The organism is Weissella cibaria KACC 11862, assembly GCF_000193635.1.
Lineage (GTDB): Bacteria > Bacillota > Bacilli > Lactobacillales > Lactobacillaceae > Weissella > Weissella cibaria.
The window spans coordinates 1-16415 of sequence record NZ_AEKT01000044.1 but is presented as its reverse complement, the minus strand read 5'-3'; the positions used below and the strand labels follow the sequence as shown (position 1 = coordinate 16415).

The following is a 16415-nucleotide window of genomic DNA, read 5'->3' as shown; positions in this document are numbered from 1 at the left end:
TTCGAAAACGTTCATATATAACCGGTTTCTTTTTTGCAAAGTAAACCGTGTCAAGTAGTGATCTGTGATATTTGACTAGTACAATTTGAATATGGAAACAGGGCTATAATGTTTTGTTTTGGTTGATACGCACACTACTTGTTTGGCGACGGGGAGTGTGCGTTTTTTTATTTATTAAGGGTATACAACGGTTGTACGTGGTTTCTTTTGAAGAATTGTTTTTCCAATATAAAGTTGCTCACCAAGACCGTTATCCTTCGAATCATCATACTTATAAACGGCAGTTTTTCCATACTCATCCAAATCAACTCGAATTAACTTGCCGGCTTTTGATTTCCACATGTACATCATTCCACCATCAATTTCAGTTGAGGCATAAGCATAGGTTGCCTTTTGAATCGATTCAACGTCTTTTGTTCCAAAGTATTTTGCTTGCGAAAGAAGTGTTTGACGTTTGTTTACTTTAGATGACTTTTTAGCAGCGTTTTTCTTTGTCACTTGCGCTTGAATATTTTTGTCTTCACCACCAGTTAATTTACCCTTTGAAAAGTACAAATAACCGTATTTTTCGTATGTAAGCATTCCGCTATCATCACGATCAGGCTTACCTAGAATTTTCTTAACTTGCTTTTTGGTCATTCCAAGTTTAACTTTTTTAATTTTAGATTTGGAAGATGCGCTAGCTACCGTAACAAAATGGTTGTTTCCAACTTGAGGGATAGCTTGCAAGGCAGTCGAACCCACTAAGACCGCCACAGCACCGATTCCAATATATTTAGTAAATAAATTCATATAACCCACTCCACACAGCTTTTAACGTCAATCAGCATTGGACGTGTTTTGCCTATGCCGCTTTAATAGCATCCTTTGCCCAATTCTCAAAAGAGGAAGGCAAATTGAACGCGTTCATAAAGTCTACGTAATTACGATACTCCATTGGCGTTTCATTATAAACAAAACGTGAAATTATTCTAAGTGCTCGCTTGTGAGCTTTACGTTCAGATTCTTTCTTTGTACCGATTGAAAATTGATATACGTAATCTTGGTTATCGTTACCAAATAGAATGTGTGCAAGTTCATGTGCGAATCTAAATGTGACGTGGACACCTATAGATGAATTTTCGTTGATTATAATTTTTCTTTCAGACGGGATGCTTAGGTCTGGCGTAGAAGGACTTAGTAGGTCTGTAAATTCTACCTTTATGTCATTTCTAATTGCAATGAATAGAAGGTAATTAAGAAGATCAGTCATCCATGTCCTCCAAAATACGACGAATTATTTTTAATTCAGCTTCGGGGATGGGGTTTCCATCATATTGAAGAATAGGGTGCTTTTCGAAGTAATCCTTTAAATCACCATCACGTTCATCTGTTTTATCTACAGGGTGCATGTTATCGCTATTACCTAATAAGTAATCAACAGATACACCGAGAACGTCAGCTAGTGTTTGAAGCGTTTCAGCTTTTGGATTTACATTCTTGTATTGGTAAATCATATTTTGAGACAATCCGGCAGATTTTGCCACTTGTTGAAGGCTCATTCCGCGTGTCTTTGAAATTTCTTTTATCCGTTCATAAACAGTCATATCAAGGGTTCTCCGTAAGTTGAAGAATTAATTTTACAGTTTTTACAGTTTTCGCTATTGCAAAATTACAGTCTGGCTGTTATATTTAATTCATCAAGTAATTGAGCAACAAAAAACAGACCTTTAAATATCAATGCTTTGGCGAGCGAATAGTGATATGTGGGCGTTTGTTGTGCTTTTCGTATGCCTTTATATTACAGCTACGCTGTAAAAAATGCAATAACTTGATAATAAAAAAACAGAAAGGGGATGAATTAATGTCATCAGAAACACTTGAGGTCATTGAGACGTTGATTGTTGAAATCGCAAAAGCGCCGGAAACAAAAACCAGTTCTGAAATGGTAACGGCCATTTCAGAACTGGTTGCAGCAATCAATCAATATTAGTCGTGTACGACAAAATCAACAATTGAATTGGCATCTACAAAGTGAGTACGCTTTTCTGCCTTGATAACTAGAACATCATTTTCATAAGAAAGTACTGATGAAAAACTAACGGAGTCACCGTTAGATAGGTGCACTGACATATAACGATTTTCATCGGGCTGCTTGCTTTGAACAAAATCAACAATGCGATCTGCAATATTAGACATCTGTTTATCCTTTCTACTGGTTGTAGGGGAGAATTGCGACGCTCACAAACAAAATGTTATCACAAATAAACAAAGGAGGTTGCAACATGACGGCAACAACGATTGAGGAACAAGAAAATGCCCTTAAGCGCAAGATTAAGAAGCGCATCAATGATGAAATGTGGGAGCGAGACGACATGAAGCAATGGGAACTTGCTGAAATGATTGGCGAGGGCGTTAGCCAAACTAATCGAGCTATTAATGGAGAAACGTCGCCGAAGTCTAAGACAATTCGCAATAAGATTTTCACATTGTTTAACATCACTGATTTATAAGGAGAAAAACATGACAAATGAAGTGCAAGTATTTAACGGATTGAAGATTAAGGAAGTAAACGGACAAGTGATGTTCGAGGCAGAAAGTGCAGCGACTGGACTGGGTCTAACTAAGATTTCTAAGGGGCAACAGTACGTTCGCTGGGAACGTGTTAACGAATATCTAGGGTTGTCCACTTCTGGACAACTTGTGAAGCGTGGTGATTTCATTACTGAGCCACAATTCTACAAGTTAGCAATCAAGGCAAACAACGATACGGCTGAACGTTTCCAAGATTGGGTAACAACTGAAGTATTGCCAAGCATTCGCAAGACTGGATCATACCAAGCTAAGCCAATGACTGAAATGGAAATTGTTGCAGCAACAGCAAATAAGCTGGTTCAGCAAGAAAAGCAACTCACTCAGATTGTAGAACGTCAAAATACTACTGAGATGCAAGTAGCTGAATTAAAGAATGAGTTTGGACTTCCCGCAAAGGTAGCTGGCAAGTTGAAGAAGCTGGGAGCGTCTCGTGTGTACTTCTGGCTTGGTGGTAAAGATACCAATGCATACCGTGAAGTTAGCGCAAAGGTATTCAGCGAGATGTGGCGTGACTTCAAAAATCACTTTGGTGAGTTGGATTCGTACACAAGTTTGCCAATGGATCAATTACAAGCGGGTCGTGATTATATCCGGAATTGGCGTCCTTCAACGAACACAGTGATGGATATTGAACGCCTGAATGCTCAAATGGAATTGGAGGTTTAGTGATGAAAAACAAGACAGTGAAAGTTGAAAACGTGCATGTAGAGGGTCTAGATGAATTAAAAAAGCTGTCCCAAGACCTGTTGGAGCAGGCGGAACAGCTTTCAAATACGATTGAGCGTTTCAATCAATTGAAGTTAATCATTTCTACTCGAAACGACCGTTTTATCCCAGAAGATAACGATGGGATAAAGTGCGGGAATCCAGTGTCTAAAAATTTCTAGAATACATGCTCACGCAAATAATCCCACTGATCACGATTTAGCCAACCTTGGTGGTTGTTTGCTGCTAGTTCTGATATGAACAAAGCATCATTGTTATCAAGATAGGGCTTGATGTTCTTTTGAATTTGATCAGCTGATAAATCACTAGTGATGATAAACGTTGATTCAAGGTAATGAGTCCAAGTGCGTGCTGAAGATTTAATTGCAGCAGCAACGTCATCGTACTTTTTTCCTGGTTCGTTAAGGTCATACGTAATGATATATGGTTTTGGCATAAGAGCCTCCTTGTTGTAGTTTTCCACAAGTAGAAGAAACCTAATGGCTGTTAAGTTTAAGTTTGTGGGTAACTTTATTATACAGTATTTTACCCAATATAAAAGTGAGGTATTAATCAAATGTCACTAGGAAATTTTATCAATATGGTGTTGAAAAATAAGGGTTTAACAAATTACTGGCTATCAGGTGTCACAGGTATAGATAAAACAACATTGTATTCGTTAAAGGTTGGCAAATTAAGAACATTGACATTGAGAAACATGATCAAGGTTGCCATTGCGTTAGATATTGATTTAAACGAACTAAAGAAAATTGATTGGGAGGATTAGTTATGGCGCGTTTTTCAGAAGAAAAAGCCACCATCGATGAACTTGAGCAACTACGAGTCGTTGGCCAAGTTGGTGCAAGGCGAATACTTGGGCGTTCGTTATGGTACTTCAAGGAACATATTCGTTACTCAAAGAAGTTTATGCAGAACGTACCAAACAAGACGCCTGGCGCATATAAGCCAACCTACTTGGTTTCTGACGTATTACGTTATCGCAAACTCAACGATTGGTGGTGAAGATGGTGGGGCAGACAGTGTACTAATAAGTTAACGGAGGAAAAGGAAGATGTGGATCATCGACGCATTGAAGTTGGTAGGTTGGCAGGCATTGCAAGCTACGTTGCTGTTTGTAGCCGCTGGGTGGTTAGTGATTGCGAACCGAGTTCGTTTGGCGTGGTTCTTGAAGGGTATCTTACGAATGGTTGTTTATCCGTTCGTGTTTTTAGCCAACGGTTACGATGCTGCCGAAGCATTGAAGCCAACCGGAAAGCTGGTGCGCTATGAAGATTAGCGACTATCAAATGGTTCGGAACTTTGCAGAAGGCCGTGGGTTCTTCAACTATGAAGTGCAAACATTGCCGGTTGGTGGTGTACGTGTCGGCTTCAAGACCAAGCGAGGCGGACAAGTTTGGTTCGATGATAAGCAAGAAGTAATCGATTATGTATTGGAGGCTACAAATGGACTATAAGGGGCCAACAGGTGTTGGCAATATTCATTACAACTTTGCCAAGCCTGTGAAGTTTGATGTTGAAGCAGAGAAGGAACGAATTCGCAAAAGCGGGGTTGAACGGCCAAATAAGGCATTGCCTGAATATGAACGGCGGTATCGTCGATTTGCGAAATTCCTATCGGATTATATGGTTGGGAAGAATGCTGATGAACGTGATGATTTAGTATCACAAGCAAGCCAAGTGTCTGGCCTATCATTCATCACTGCTAGTAATTCACGGTATCTTGGACGCTTTTTACGGGAACGCAGCGAAGCTGAATTAGAAGGCACACCTTTCAACAAGCCGAATATAACATCGGCAGTCGGTTACGAAGATAGATATAAAACATTCAAACGGGCTATGGATTCCAAGCGACCTGAACAATCGTTTTCATATATTGCGACACCGATTGCTAAACAGCTACGAATGAGCCTGGCATCGTTGTACAACACAAAGTACAAGGGCCGATACGACAAGGAAAATAAAAACGCCTAACGGGTGCAACCGTTAAGCGTCGGAGTAAATCTATTCGGAAAAATGATTTTACTCCTCAAGGATAACACAGGGGGCATGTAATGAAAAATGAATTGCGAGTGGAAGCGCTACGGCACATGAACCGAGCGTTCAAGGCAGAGCAACGAGATAACAATGATGGAACTGTTTCGGAGTTTGAAACGGGCGTTGCTGATGTTTTGAATTGGGTGGCTGACCATGTTTGATGAACTGATTGATCCACCTGATGACCCAGAAGATAACGAAGAAGCATTTAACAACTACATGGATGAATACGAGGATAAGGACTTATGAATGAATTGGTAGTGAATCCAGCGAATGTTACTCCAGCAATCGTTGAAGTGACTGGAGTTGATGAATTAGAACAATACGTTGATGGCATGTTGGCAACGTATAAGAAGACACCGGTGTCAGCAGCGACTTTGGCACAGGCAAAACAAGCTCGAACGGATTTGAACAAGGCATACAAGGGACTCGGCGAAACACGACGCAATATTGCCGATAAAGTAGCCGGTAATTGGCCGGACACAGAAAAGCGCTTGAAAGAAATTGAGAAGAAAATTCAGAGCGTTTCAGATGGTACCTTGAAGCCACAAATTGATGAAGTTGTCGAAGCAGATAAGCAAGACCGAAAAACGTTGATTCTTATTGAGATTGAAAAAATTGCAACTGAATACAACTTGCCTGCTGAAAAAATTCAATTTGACGATAAATGGCTCAATAAGACTGCGAAATGGGCAGAGACGGAGCAAACAGTACGGTCTCAATTTGAAAATATCAAGAACGAAGTTCAAGTTCGTGAACTTCAAACGTCTGCTGTCGAAGCATATGCAGCTGAATTGCAAATGGATCCTGCCGGAGTAGCTGGGTATGTGGGACAACTTGATTATAAGGATTTAGATGAAGTCAAGGCATCAATGAAGAAAGATGTGAGGCTTGCAAAGGCGCGATTTGCAGCCGAACGAGCTCGTGCACAAGCTGATTTTGATGCTAAGGTAAAGCGCGCAGAGCAAGCCACAAAAATTGGAAACAAGTTAGTAGATCAAGAGACCGGTGAAATTATTGAAGAACCGGAAGCGCTAAAGCGAACGTATATCATTCAACTTTCAGACATTACAGACCAACAATTTGCATATGTAGAACAGTTTATTCACAACAAATTCGATAAGGGATTTGAGGCAAGTGGTGTCACTTATAAGTCAGCCGTACAACGATAGGAGAAAAAATATGGATTTTGCAGAACGTATGCGTAAGAATGAACGAATTTCAACAAACAATTCGGTGTTGCCACCATTCCCAGGAATGTTTCTAGCGTTTAATGCCAGCGAGGGAAAGTTTTCAATCATGGAACCTGGCGCTGATTTTTCTGAAGCAAATGATATTAAGTCAATTACCATCTTGCCTCACTTTATGATGAATCGTGTGAAGTGGACACGTGGAACAGATGAAAAGGCACTCTCAAATTATGTCGTGACTGATACTGAAGAACGGCAACCCTATGTAATCACAATTGATGGTGAAACATATACTGCTGAAACAATGATGGAGCTTAAGCAACAAATCGTGTTGGGCCAAAACGAGCAATTAAAGCAGGAAGAGATTTACGTTGGATATGCAACAGCGTTGGATGACGTTCCACAAAAAAAGCCGTTAGTTGTTTGGTATGTATCCCGTGGAGTTAATGCGTATGTACTTAATGACGCTATTGATGGTGATTTGACCGGCCGCTCAATTATCAAACTTGAGAACAAGGGGACAACTCGAAAAAACAACAGTGGAAGCATTAATAAAGTTTTGGATTTCAAGGTTGATGAAATTGCTGAGGACAAAGTTGAAGGAATGTTGAAATGGGTATCCCAGGACAGTTCGGACAAAATTGTCGAAGCTTACCGTGACGACATGATTAATGCTGCGATGACAACATCTAATCCAGCACCGACGGTACTCGGAACTCAGCAAAATAGCGAAGATGACGTTCCGGATGTACCACCTTTTAATGGTACGCCGGCATTAGATCCATTTGGACAACCAATTAATGAGGTGGGCATTTCAGATGATGAATTGCCTTTCTAAAAAGAGGTAAATCATGAATTTTATCGGCAAGATAACCGAAATAAACGGGCGGTATGTCACTGTCAAGGTAGATGACTCGTTATCTTTGGGGCTAATAAACTCGGTAAACGATGATGAGCATCCTGAAGTTGATGTGACAGTTGTAGACAAACGCCTAATAAGCCCAGTGCAGAGGCGTAAAACATATGCCATTTTGAGAGATATGTCTGATTTCTTCGGTTATACGCTAGATGAAATGAAAAATGTGATGAAGGGGTTGTTTTACGAAACGATGGATGCACATGAATTCAGTTTAGGAAACACTGATATTACTACTGCAAGGACATTTATTTCTTTCCTGTTGGAATTTGCGTTGAAATACCACATTCCAATGCGGAAACCTGCACTGGAATATCAAGATGATTTGGACGTTTACATGTATCAATCGCTTAAAAACAGAAGTTGTGTAATTTGCGGATTGGCAGCAGATGTTCACCACGTTGACACGGTTGGAATGGGTAATGACCGAAGGACAGTTGATCATCGAGAAAAACATTTAATTGCATTATGCCGAGCACACCACAACGAAGCACACAACATTGGGTGGCCAGTTTTTGCACAGAAATATCACGTTAAGGGTATCAAGCTAGACCCTGAAACATTGCAACGTCTTGGAATTATGACGTTCAAGCGAATGGAGGAAATAGATGGCACAACGACGAATGTTAAGCAAGAAAGTTACTGACACAGACGCGTTCTTAGACATGCCACTGTCAACGCAAGCATTGTACTTCCACTTGAATATGCATGCTGACGATGACGGGTTTGTCGGGAATATCAACACAATTAAGCGAATGATTGGCGCATCAACTGACGATGAAAAGTTACTGCTAGCGAAGCAATTCTTAATCCCGTTCGAAGATAGCGGGGTAGTCGTCATTAAAGACTGGCGCATTCACAATTACATTCGAAAAGATACGTACAATGCAACGATGTACAGCGAAGAACGCCGGAAACTAGGCGTTTCAGAAAGTGGTTCGTATTACGTGGACGAACCGTCGACGGAACGTCCACGGATAGTAGACGACACGGCGACACAGGTAAGGGTAGGTAAGGTAAGTATAGGTAAGAGTAAGGTAAGTGAAGGTAAGGTAAGTGAAAATACGACCGACCAACCGACCGGCCCGCTTCGCAATCAACTTGCTGACTTGGTGGCAATGCATGGATTTGCTGATCATCTAACACCATTGCAGTTGAACCAGTTGCTTGAATACGTGACTGAAGACGGTATGGAAATTGGTGTACTGAACCTTGCATTACAAGACGCTTCTAATCGAGCTATTCGCAACTTTAAGTACGTAGACGCAATACTACGTGCAAAGTTGAATGAAGGCGTTAAATCAGTTGCTGATTGGCATGCAGGTAAAGAGACACACAAACAGGCCGTTGCTGATGAAAAGGTGCCAGATTGGATGCAAGAACTTAACGACAAACTGGAGGGCAGCTAATGAATACTACAAGCGATTGGGTACGTGAGTTGCGACAACGTGGGTTAACACCTAAGACGTTGACACCGGAAGAGCGTGCTGAAAAAGAAAAGGCCGATGCTGAACGCATTACTAAAGCGTGGCAAGCGCAAGAACGCGTTAAATATCAGCGTATGAGCTTGTGGGGCGAGACAGAGACGCGTTCTTTTGAGTTTGAAGACTGGAACCCACAAATACAACGAAACGAGCAGACAGCGCGTGATATTGGCAATCAGGCATATGCAATGACAAATGAGATGCGCAACGGATTGTTCAATGTGTTCCTGTTCGGTCGAGCTGGTGCTGGTAAAACATCGTTGGCATTGGCAATGATGAGCCGACTAAGCGATCGCTACACAACGATGTTCGTGTCGGTTGTTGAATGGCGAAACTTGAAATTTAAGTCATTCAAGGACAATAAGGTTGCAGAACGTTTGAACCTAACAGAGAAGTTCATGCGTGAAGTTGAAGTGTTGGTTCTTGATGATTTTGGAAAAGAGACACAGGCCGAAGCAAAAGAGACAGTATCGTCAATGCTATTTGAATTAGCAGACGCTAGAAGGGGCAAGGCGACGATTATCACGTCAAACGATGATTTGACCGGATTGGCGTTGAAATACGACCAGGCGGTCTTATCACGGCTAATTACGAAGGATATTAAGCACATCATCACGACGAACAAGCTTGATGATGTCAGAAAGGTTTAATCATGAACGAAGAGAAGAAATATGTGAACCGTGGATACGCGGTTGTGGCGAATTTCATGGGTGAAACGCGCTACTGGAACGGTATGACCTACGATGAAGCGCAACAAGATTTCTTGGATAAGCAACATTATTTGGGACAGATTGGGGTTAAGCCAGAAGACATCTGGATCGAGTACAACGGACAAAAGTTGCCACGAATGACGCGAGCAGAAGATTTGCCAGACGTGCCACATGAATTGGCAGAGGCAATCGCTAACGATTATCACAATACACTTACTGATTTCGTTAAGTGGCTGCGTTCAAAGCCTACTGACTGGTATTTAATTGGTCAGCCTGATTTGTTGGCTAGCGCCTACATGAACGGACGTTAATTGAATAGGCAGTGCCAGAAATGGCGGGTATGGGTGGGCAAACGAGGTAAATGAAATGCGACAATTTCCACACAATCGCATCGCACAAGCACGACTTGATGCACAAATTGCACAGAACACAGCGTGGCATAAGTTGGGGCTGACTAGCTTAGATCATTTGATGATGTACGAATCAGGTTCCCTAACAGCTAGTGAAGAAACGATGCGGCGAATGGTAGCGCTATATAACGTGTCGGTTGAATACTTGAAGGAAGAAGATTAATGACTAAGTATGTATTGGATTTGCCGGAGGGCGTGAAGTTTATTGTTGGTAAAGGGTACATGATGCTATCTGAAAAGGAGTTGCTGCGAATTCCGGTTGAAAATCTTCAAGAGTACAGCGCACCAACTGTTGCAGAAAACGCAACAGTTGAAAAGCGTGTGATTGAGTTGCCAGCTGACGTGATTGATAAATTGAAAATGATTAAGGAAGACAATGGCGACGACAATCTTCAAGGATTTATGAATGATGTAAATGACGATGACGAACTTTGGGAAGATGTTGCAGAATTTAATTATTCGGTAATGCCTACCGATGCACTTCTTGGCGAATGGTGGTTAGAACATGTTGAGTTCGCACCGAAGAAAGAACCTAAGTTTGAAGTTGAGGTGAAAATCGGAACAGCGACCAAAAAAGCTCTATTGTCTGACGCGAATTATGTTGCTTTCTATTCAGATCCAGAACATGCACCTAGCGGTTATCAATATCTGTTTTCAGACGAGCAAGCTGACGAGTTAGTAGCTGGTCTAACGGCATTGAATGCACGAAAAGTGAAGGTGGAAGAATAATGAAGATTATCACAGAAGTAAGCAGTCAAGATATTACTGCGACTCTGGTGAATGACACATCACCATTTGGCGAGACAAATCATGACAGGGAAAGTAACGCAAAGCTACGTGAAGTGACGGACATCGTCGAGAGCATGATTAGTGATGTCTTGTGGATTTATCAACAAAATAAGGATCGTAATGAGGCGTCTATGAAAGAGGCAGCCGACATTGCAAAGCATGCACTTTTGAGCATCAAGGAAGATTTAGAAGATTTTAGTGAGGAAGATTAATGGCAATTGCAAAGATTAAGCCAGTTGCGCCAATCGAGTTTAACGGGCAAGTGTTGTCGGTAAACGGTGACTTTAACGAGTGGGTGTTTTATACGGATGCCGACGGTGGATCAGTAGATAGCAGCGATGCTCCTGAACTGTACACGAGAGATGATGTGTTTAATATCCTGCTGAAATATGATTACTGGCGTAGAAATGGTGGAAGTGGTTTTGTAACAGATTTTATGGCGGAGGGTGAAGAAAAATGACATTTGATGAAGCGATTATTAAGTGGAATGCTGCCCTGGAAAAGGGGCCGTTAACAAATCCGCTTTTATCCAGTCCTTTTGCAGGCGTGTCCGACAAAAAATATCATCAGCAACAATTTATCAATCGAACATTTTCAGCGATTATCGAAGAGTTGCGTGAGACGTACGAGAAGCACGTGGCAACAATCAATCTGACACAATCACAATATGAGGATTTGATTATTCTGCGTGATGAAGAGGTTTTCGAGGATACGTATTCAGAGCGTTATCCAAGTTGGGGGTTGACCACAGAACAAGCTATGCAAGCGTGGTTGCACCCAGAGTTGGTCGAAGTGGTGGATTGATGAATGCGAACTTACTACTATTTCAAGGACAGGCAGGGCTACTTCAAGTTAGGTTATGACCGAGAAGGCAAGCGCGTAATGCTGTGCACAACGGATAAGCGGCAGGCGTATCGAACAAGTAGTGAATGGCTAGTGAAGCATATGGTCAGCAAGTGGTTAGTTGGCTATTACTACTGGGTAGAAGAAGGATAGGTGGATTAGATGATTATTTTGTGGAACTTTCTTATGAGTTTTGGAATTGGTGTCTTGGCATATGGGTTTTCAGCTGCTTGGATAAATTGGGGAGATTATCCGCCAACAATGAACACGCCGGGAATTGCTTGGTGGTTGAACGGGGTGGCCTTGCTGTTTTGGCTGATAACGTTCGTGGTACTTAGTATCTATGAAATCAAAAAGGCGCACTAAAAAAGCGCCAGACCGAAGTCCAGCGCCATGTAAAAGAATTTAAGGTAAGTTCATTTTAACATGGTTCGGAGGACGTAGGAAATGGCACTTTTACCAGCGGTGAATGAGAAGGCAACAAGAGAAGCGGTTCGAGATTTTTTTGATAGTGAGTGGCCACGTATCGTGAACATGGCTGATATGGGATATGTTGATTTGAAGTCGGTTGAAATTTCAGACATGCCAAGTGCACGATCATTTGGTAATGCCAACGATGAGCGGTTCACGAACCATACTGACGCTGTGTACTACTACGATGCTGTTGTCCATGCCATTAAAGTCATGACACAGCCACACAGGCACTTCATGTGGTTGCGATACGTTCGCCACTTGGAATGGTTGCAAGTAGAAGCGCTGACTGGTTACAGCACTAGACGTGGCCAAGAGATTATCGATGAAGCGTTTTTATTGTTCGCTGATAAGTTTGCCGATGTTGATGATTTACGAGTTAAAGAATAATTTGGAAAGCGCGTATATGGTTCATAAGTGCCGCATGCAAGGTGCGGGCAGTCCAAGTTATTATGATAGAGTACCAAAGTTGAAACAAAGCATGTGTGGCGGAATAGGTAGACGCTAATTGAATTATAAGACACAGGTGGTGGAAAAGGTGCCCGTATGACGAAGCCGAAGTTAGCCCGATGAGGCACACGCCTATAACTCACGGAATACATTGATTTTTAAGCCAACGTAATCAGTTTACTGATTGAAAGACAAAGGTAGCTTCTAAGTCCGTGGGATGTCATGTCAGGTGCAAATCCTGACCACATGCATCACATAGCAAAAAATAAATTAAAGGATAATCTTCCTTGTATTTGTTTTAAACGACACTGCCGGTTGCTATGTCTGGCGTACATACTCAAAACTATTAAGGATAAACTTTGATAGTTATTACCGGGATCAGGACTTGTATGTGTCGCTGGTCAGTACATAAGAGATATGGAAGTTTATGATATTGCAATAAGACGTTGAAAATGGAGCATCATTTATGGCATAATGATGTGTCGTGTAATATGTGAGAGATTACTGACAAACGATCAATTCTGTGAGATGATTGGTCACTCCTTAACGTTAATACGTTGGCAGCAATATCGGTATTTTTGTATGTTGGTTCGACTCCAACAATTGTTATTCATTTCATACATTTTCTAGTGACTTGCGAAGCACTCCCCACGTGTTAAACAAGTCGTACTGCTTACAGTAGAATACATATGAAATGGGACCGTTCATACTTTAAATGGTCTGAAAGTTCCTTTAGCTCAGTTGGTTAGAGCAGACGGCTCATAACCGTCCGGTCACTGGTTCGAGACCAGTAGGGAACATGGCATGGATTGATAGATGTTAGGTATATTTCATTTCTATAATGTGCCACACCACCTACACAGATGTCTATCAATCTTTGCTTTTATAAGCCGATATGGCGGAACTGGCATACGCAGCGGACTTAAAATCCGTCCCTTAATTGGTTGTGGGTTCGAATCCCACTATCGGCATATTCACATCAGGTAGCAATCAATTAGATTGTTACCTTTTTATTTTGCACTGAAAGGAGAACGGCATATGAGCTTGAATGAGCGACAGGAACGGTTTGTTGATGAATGGGTCAGAAATGGCGGAAACGGCGCACAGGCGGCACGTGAGGCTGGTTATAGCGCAAGGACAGCTAGAAGTATTGCACAACGTTTGTTGACAAATGTTGACGTGAAAGAAGCTATTCAAGCAAGACAAGCCGAACTCCGAGAACAGCGACGTATGACAACTGACAACGTGATCGAATTCTTTGAAAAGGTTGTTCAGGGTGAGATAGGTGAGCAGGAAGTGACGCCATCTGGAAAAGTTATTGAGGTGCCGACAAAGGTTAACAACCGGATTAAGGCTGCCGAAAACTTGGGTAAGGTACTTGGTATCTTCCAGGCTGAAAGTGTCGTAGAAGTGAAGCCAATCGTTGTGATGGGTGATTACACGGAGGATGAAGATGAGTAAGAATGAACAATTGACGTTGGAGTTTCCGAAGCCGGCGCGAGTGTTCAACAAACAAGTCTTTGATTATCTGTATGATTACGATTCGCGAGTTGATTTGTGGTACGGCGGCGCGTCGTCTGGTAAGTCTGCTGGTGTAGTTCAAAAAGTTATTTTAAAAGCGTTGGGTGATTGGAAAATTCCCCGGCGCTTTTTAATTTTGCGAAAAGTAGGTGCGACTGTTAAGGACTCAATCTTTGAAGACTTTATTTCAAGGCTGACTGAATGGGGGCTGATGCCATACGCAAAGGTTCGCAATACTGATTATCGAATTAAGCTATCGAATGGTGCTGAGTTTATTTTCAAAGGGCTTGATAACCCAGAAAAGATTAAGTCAGTAAAGGGCATCAGCGACGTCATGATGGAAGAAGCGACTGAGTTCACGTTGGACGATTTCAATCAACTTGATTTGCGTTTGCGTGAACGTAAGCATCCCCAGAAACAAATCTTCATTATGTTTAACCCGGTGTCTAAAGCGAATTGGGTGTACAAACAATTCTTTGAGCGAACGGATCCGGACACAAAAATTCATTTGTCGACTTACAAGGACAATAAGTTCTTGGATGACGCCAATCGTAGACGTATCGAACAGCTTAGCGAAACTAACGGCGCATACTACAAGATTTATGCGCTGGGAGAGTTCGCGACACTGGATAAGCTGATATTCCCTAAGTATGAGAAACGACTTCTACGGGCCGACAGTGACGAATTAAAGGGTGTCCCGTCGTACTTCGGACTGGACTTTGGATATACCAATGACCCGACGGCATTTGTGCATATCAAGCTGGACGTTGAAAACAAGGTGCTGTATATCCTGGAAGCAACCGGTAAAACGGGGATGTTAAATGGTGAGATAGCACAGATGATTAAAGACTTAGGACACAGCAAAGAAACGATTATTGCTGATGCAGCCGAGCCAAAATCAATTGCTGAGATACGCAAAGCTGGTATTGACCGTATAACAAAGGCACGCAAAGGGCCTGACAGTATTAGACACGGTATTGAATACTTACAGCAATTCAAAATCGTTGTTGATGAGCGATTGTTTCAGGTGATTGAGGAGCTGGACAATTACACGTGGCAAAAAGATAAGAAGACAGGCGAGTACATTAACAAGCCTGTTGATAGTTTTAACCACTTTTTGGACGCGGTTCGTTACGCAGCCGACAAGCAGTCGCTTAAGAGTGCCGATTCATTTGAACAAAAGCTGATAAAGGCACGCACGTACTTTGGATAGGAGCAGTTATGAGTATTGATTTTTTGAGAAAAGGCCGATTTAACCCTAATGCGAATGACGTATTCTTTATGAATGCTGATGATTATGCAATTATGGACCCAGCGGCCGAAGGATTTATTAACCAGTTAGATCGTTTCATTAACCGGCATAAGTCGTCGCAGGTGAACCGGCTAAAAGCGTTGAAGCGGTATTATCTTGCAGATAACGATATTCGTTATAAGGAGCCCAAGTCGGATAAGACAGCAGCAGACAATCGTATTGCCAGTGATTTTGCACGATACATTACGATTTTTGAGCAGAGTTATATGCTGGGTAAGCCGGTGGTCTATAAGAACGCGTCAGATAAGACGTTGCAAGAAGAGGTTGATGATTTTTCAAAACAGAACAATGAGAGTTACCACAATGTGCTAATTAAGACCGACTTGTCAATCTACGGCCGGGCCTATGAGTTGCTATACGTTGACGGTGATGAGAATAACGTTCAAGTAAGGCTTGCCCGATTAAACCCGGAGCAAGTCTTTGTTGTATATGACGATACGGTGCAACGTAATTCGTTGTTTGCGGTTCGTTATTACCGCGTTCGATACGAAGAAGGCAAGTTCCGTGATTTTGTTGAAGTGTACACGAACGATAAGGTGTATTACTACCGCAATGACAATCAAGAAGCTGGGGGCATGAAGTTTGTTGAGGAAACAACTCACGAGTTCAACGGTGTGCCGGTTACTGAATATGCCAGCAACGAGGACAGGACAGGTGCTTATGAAGCTGTTCTGGATACAATCGACGCTTACGATTTGGCCCAATCAGAGTTGGCAAATACTCAGGAAGATTTCAACAATGCATTGTTGATGATTAAGGGTAATCCATTCACCGGTAGTGACGATAACCCGGTAATCGTTGACGACAGCGGTACTGAACGACCAAACCCAAATTTCATTGGTAATGTTGTTGCTCAAATGAAGCAGGCACGCTTGCTGATTATGGACGATAACCCTGATGAAAATGGAGCTGAACCTGGCGCTGAGTATCTGACAAAGTCCTATGACTCAGATGGGACCAAGGCGTACATTGATCGATTGGCTGG

The 16415-nt window shown here is 42.0% G+C and carries 32 protein-coding genes and 2 tRNA genes; 29 read left to right on the top strand and 5 right to left on the bottom strand.

Annotated elements, in window-relative coordinates; genetic code table 11:
* Nucleotides 1-174: 174 nt before the first annotated feature.
* The 3 genes from bamE to ESE_RS0109075 are packed head-to-tail and all read right to left on the bottom strand — an operon-like array spanning nt 175 to nt 1586.
* Complete coding sequence (bamE, locus tag ESE_RS11635; RefSeq protein WP_010374089.1) at nt 175-792, bottom strand: outer membrane protein assembly factor BamE domain-containing protein; 618 nt, start codon at nt 790-792, stop codon at nt 175-177.
* Nucleotides 793-844: 52 nt separating this feature from the next.
* Nucleotides 845-1252, bottom strand: coding sequence for a M78 family metallopeptidase domain-containing protein (locus ESE_RS0109080; protein WP_010374088.1), 408 nt, complete (start codon nt 1250-1252; stop codon nt 845-847).
* On the bottom strand, nt 1245-1586 hold the full coding sequence (locus tag ESE_RS0109075) for a helix-turn-helix domain-containing protein (RefSeq protein ID WP_010374086.1): 342 nt from the start codon (nt 1584-1586) through the stop codon (nt 1245-1247). The genes ESE_RS0109080 and ESE_RS0109075 overlap by 8 nt, the downstream gene beginning before the upstream one ends.
* 257 nt (nt 1587-1843) lie before the next feature.
* On the opposite strand from ESE_RS0109075, the gene ESE_RS12555 reads away from it, so the two are divergent.
* Nucleotides 1844-1972, top strand: coding sequence for a hypothetical protein (locus ESE_RS12555; protein ID WP_010374084.1), 129 nt, complete (start codon nt 1844-1846; stop codon nt 1970-1972).
* On the opposite strand, the gene ESE_RS0109065 is transcribed toward ESE_RS12555, so the two are convergent.
* Nucleotides 1969-2178: a hypothetical protein gene (locus ESE_RS0109065; protein ID WP_010374083.1), complete on the bottom strand. Its 210-nt coding sequence runs from the start codon at nt 2176-2178 to the stop codon at nt 1969-1971. The genes ESE_RS12555 and ESE_RS0109065 overlap by 4 nt on opposite strands.
* Before the next feature lie 86 nt (nt 2179-2264).
* On the opposite strand from ESE_RS0109065, the gene ESE_RS0109060 reads away from it, so the two are divergent.
* From ESE_RS0109060 to ESE_RS0109050, 3 genes are read left to right on the top strand one after another with little or no spacing between them, the layout of a single operon-like run.
* Complete coding sequence (locus tag ESE_RS0109060; protein WP_010374082.1) at nt 2265-2492, top strand: hypothetical protein; 228 nt, start codon at nt 2265-2267, stop codon at nt 2490-2492.
* A gap of 10 nt (nt 2493-2502) precedes the next feature.
* Entirely contained in the window at nt 2503-3240 is a 738-nt protein-coding gene (locus ESE_RS12065) for an ORF6C domain-containing protein (protein ID WP_010374081.1), read from the top strand.
* 2 nt (nt 3241-3242) lie between these two features.
* On the top strand, nt 3243-3461 hold the full coding sequence (locus ESE_RS0109050) for a hypothetical protein (RefSeq protein WP_010374080.1): 219 nt from the start codon (nt 3243-3245) through the stop codon (nt 3459-3461).
* On the opposite strand, the gene ESE_RS0109045 is transcribed toward ESE_RS0109050, so the two are convergent.
* Nucleotides 3458-3736 (bottom strand): hypothetical protein, encoded by a 279-nt coding sequence (locus tag ESE_RS0109045; protein WP_010374079.1) that lies wholly within the window; start codon nt 3734-3736, stop codon nt 3458-3460. The genes ESE_RS0109050 and ESE_RS0109045 overlap by 4 nt on opposite strands.
* A 120-nt stretch (nt 3737-3856) precedes the next feature.
* On the opposite strand from ESE_RS0109045, the gene ESE_RS0109040 reads away from it, so the two are divergent.
* The 25 genes from ESE_RS0109040 to ESE_RS0108915 all read left to right on the top strand — a co-directional run.
* Nucleotides 3857-4066, top strand: a complete 210-nt coding sequence (locus tag ESE_RS0109040; protein WP_010374078.1) for a helix-turn-helix domain-containing protein — start codon at nt 3857-3859, stop codon at nt 4064-4066.
* A gap of 2 nt (nt 4067-4068) precedes the next feature.
* Complete coding sequence (locus tag ESE_RS0109035) at nt 4069-4302, top strand: hypothetical protein (protein WP_010374077.1); 234 nt, start codon at nt 4069-4071, stop codon at nt 4300-4302.
* Nucleotides 4303-4351: 49 nt separating this feature from the next.
* The gene (locus tag ESE_RS0109030) at nt 4352-4576 is read left to right on the top strand and encodes a hypothetical protein (protein WP_010374076.1); all 225 of its coding nucleotides are present in this window, start codon (nt 4352-4354) and stop codon (nt 4574-4576) included.
* On the top strand, nt 4566-4754 hold the full coding sequence (locus ESE_RS0109025) for a hypothetical protein (RefSeq protein ID WP_010374075.1): 189 nt from the start codon (nt 4566-4568) through the stop codon (nt 4752-4754). Before ESE_RS0109030 ends, ESE_RS0109025 begins: the two co-directional genes overlap by 11 nt.
* Nucleotides 4744-5271 carry a hypothetical protein gene (locus ESE_RS0109020; protein WP_010374074.1) on the top strand — a complete coding sequence of 176 codons (528 nt, stop codon included), beginning with the start codon at nt 4744-4746 and terminating at the stop codon, nt 5269-5271. The genes ESE_RS0109025 and ESE_RS0109020 overlap by 11 nt, the downstream gene beginning before the upstream one ends.
* Nucleotides 5272-5351: 80 nt before the next feature.
* Nucleotides 5352-5495, top strand: a complete 144-nt coding sequence (locus ESE_RS12380; RefSeq protein ID WP_010374073.1) for a hypothetical protein — start codon at nt 5352-5354, stop codon at nt 5493-5495.
* 84 nt (nt 5496-5579) lie between these two features.
* A complete protein-coding gene (locus ESE_RS0109005; protein WP_010374070.1) occupies nt 5580-6506 on the top strand; it encodes a DUF1351 domain-containing protein in 927 nt (308 codons plus the stop codon).
* Between the two features lie 10 nt (nt 6507-6516).
* Complete coding sequence (locus tag ESE_RS0109000) at nt 6517-7362, top strand: hypothetical protein (protein WP_010374068.1); 846 nt, start codon at nt 6517-6519, stop codon at nt 7360-7362.
* A 13-nt stretch (nt 7363-7375) separates the two neighbouring features.
* Nucleotides 7376-8086 (top strand): putative HNHc nuclease, encoded by a 711-nt coding sequence (locus ESE_RS0108995; RefSeq protein WP_010374066.1) that lies wholly within the window; start codon nt 7376-7378, stop codon nt 8084-8086.
* Nucleotides 8049-8849, top strand: coding sequence for a DnaD domain protein (locus ESE_RS11935; protein WP_010374064.1), 801 nt, complete (start codon nt 8049-8051; stop codon nt 8847-8849). The genes ESE_RS0108995 and ESE_RS11935 overlap by 38 nt, the downstream gene beginning before the upstream one ends.
* Nucleotides 8849-9574 (top strand): ATP-binding protein, encoded by a 726-nt coding sequence (locus ESE_RS0108985; protein WP_010374063.1) that lies wholly within the window; start codon nt 8849-8851, stop codon nt 9572-9574. The genes ESE_RS11935 and ESE_RS0108985 overlap by 1 nt, the downstream gene beginning before the upstream one ends.
* A 2-nt stretch (nt 9575-9576) precedes the next feature.
* Entirely contained in the window at nt 9577-9945 is a 369-nt protein-coding gene (locus ESE_RS0108980; RefSeq protein WP_010374061.1) for a hypothetical protein, read from the top strand.
* Between the two features lie 55 nt (nt 9946-10000).
* A complete protein-coding gene (locus tag ESE_RS0108975; RefSeq protein WP_010374060.1) occupies nt 10001-10207 on the top strand; it encodes a helix-turn-helix domain-containing protein in 207 nt (68 codons plus the stop codon).
* Entirely contained in the window at nt 10207-10773 is a 567-nt protein-coding gene (locus ESE_RS0108970; RefSeq protein ID WP_010374058.1) for a hypothetical protein, read from the top strand. Before ESE_RS0108975 ends, ESE_RS0108970 begins: the two co-directional genes overlap by 1 nt.
* Nucleotides 10773-11045: a hypothetical protein gene (locus ESE_RS0108965; RefSeq protein ID WP_010374056.1), complete on the top strand. Its 273-nt coding sequence runs from the start codon at nt 10773-10775 to the stop codon at nt 11043-11045. Before ESE_RS0108970 ends, ESE_RS0108965 begins: the two co-directional genes overlap by 1 nt.
* Nucleotides 11045-11293, top strand: coding sequence for a hypothetical protein (locus ESE_RS0108960; protein ID WP_010374054.1), 249 nt, complete (start codon nt 11045-11047; stop codon nt 11291-11293). The genes ESE_RS0108965 and ESE_RS0108960 overlap by 1 nt, the downstream gene beginning before the upstream one ends.
* Nucleotides 11290-11637 (top strand): hypothetical protein, encoded by a 348-nt coding sequence (locus ESE_RS0108955; RefSeq protein ID WP_010374052.1) that lies wholly within the window; start codon nt 11290-11292, stop codon nt 11635-11637. The genes ESE_RS0108960 and ESE_RS0108955 overlap by 4 nt, the downstream gene beginning before the upstream one ends.
* A gap of 3 nt (nt 11638-11640) precedes the next feature.
* The gene (locus tag ESE_RS0108950) at nt 11641-11829 is read left to right on the top strand and encodes a hypothetical protein (RefSeq protein ID WP_010374050.1); all 189 of its coding nucleotides are present in this window, start codon (nt 11641-11643) and stop codon (nt 11827-11829) included.
* Between the two features lie 33 nt (nt 11830-11862).
* A complete protein-coding gene (locus ESE_RS0108945) occupies nt 11863-12042 on the top strand; it encodes a hypothetical protein (protein ID WP_223822980.1) in 180 nt (59 codons plus the stop codon).
* Nucleotides 12043-12123: 81 nt separating this feature from the next.
* Nucleotides 12124-12537: an ArpU family phage packaging/lysis transcriptional regulator gene (locus ESE_RS0108940; protein WP_010374047.1), complete on the top strand. Its 414-nt coding sequence runs from the start codon at nt 12124-12126 to the stop codon at nt 12535-12537.
* A gap of 786 nt (nt 12538-13323) precedes the next feature.
* Nucleotides 13324-13397, top strand: a tRNA-Ile gene (locus tag ESE_RS0108935).
* Nucleotides 13398-13486: 89 nt separating this feature from the next.
* Nucleotides 13487-13568 (top strand) — tRNA-Leu (locus tag ESE_RS0108930).
* Between the two features lie 67 nt (nt 13569-13635).
* On the top strand, nt 13636-14058 hold the full coding sequence (locus tag ESE_RS11930) for a terminase small subunit (RefSeq protein ID WP_010374045.1): 423 nt from the start codon (nt 13636-13638) through the stop codon (nt 14056-14058).
* Complete coding sequence (locus ESE_RS0108920) at nt 14045-15331, top strand: PBSX family phage terminase large subunit (RefSeq protein ID WP_075274795.1); 1287 nt, start codon at nt 14045-14047, stop codon at nt 15329-15331. Before ESE_RS11930 ends, ESE_RS0108920 begins: the two co-directional genes overlap by 14 nt.
* A gap of 8 nt (nt 15332-15339) precedes the next feature.
* Nucleotides 15340-16415 (top strand): phage portal protein (locus ESE_RS0108915; RefSeq protein ID WP_010374040.1); only part of this gene is annotated, 1076 nt, incomplete at its 3' end.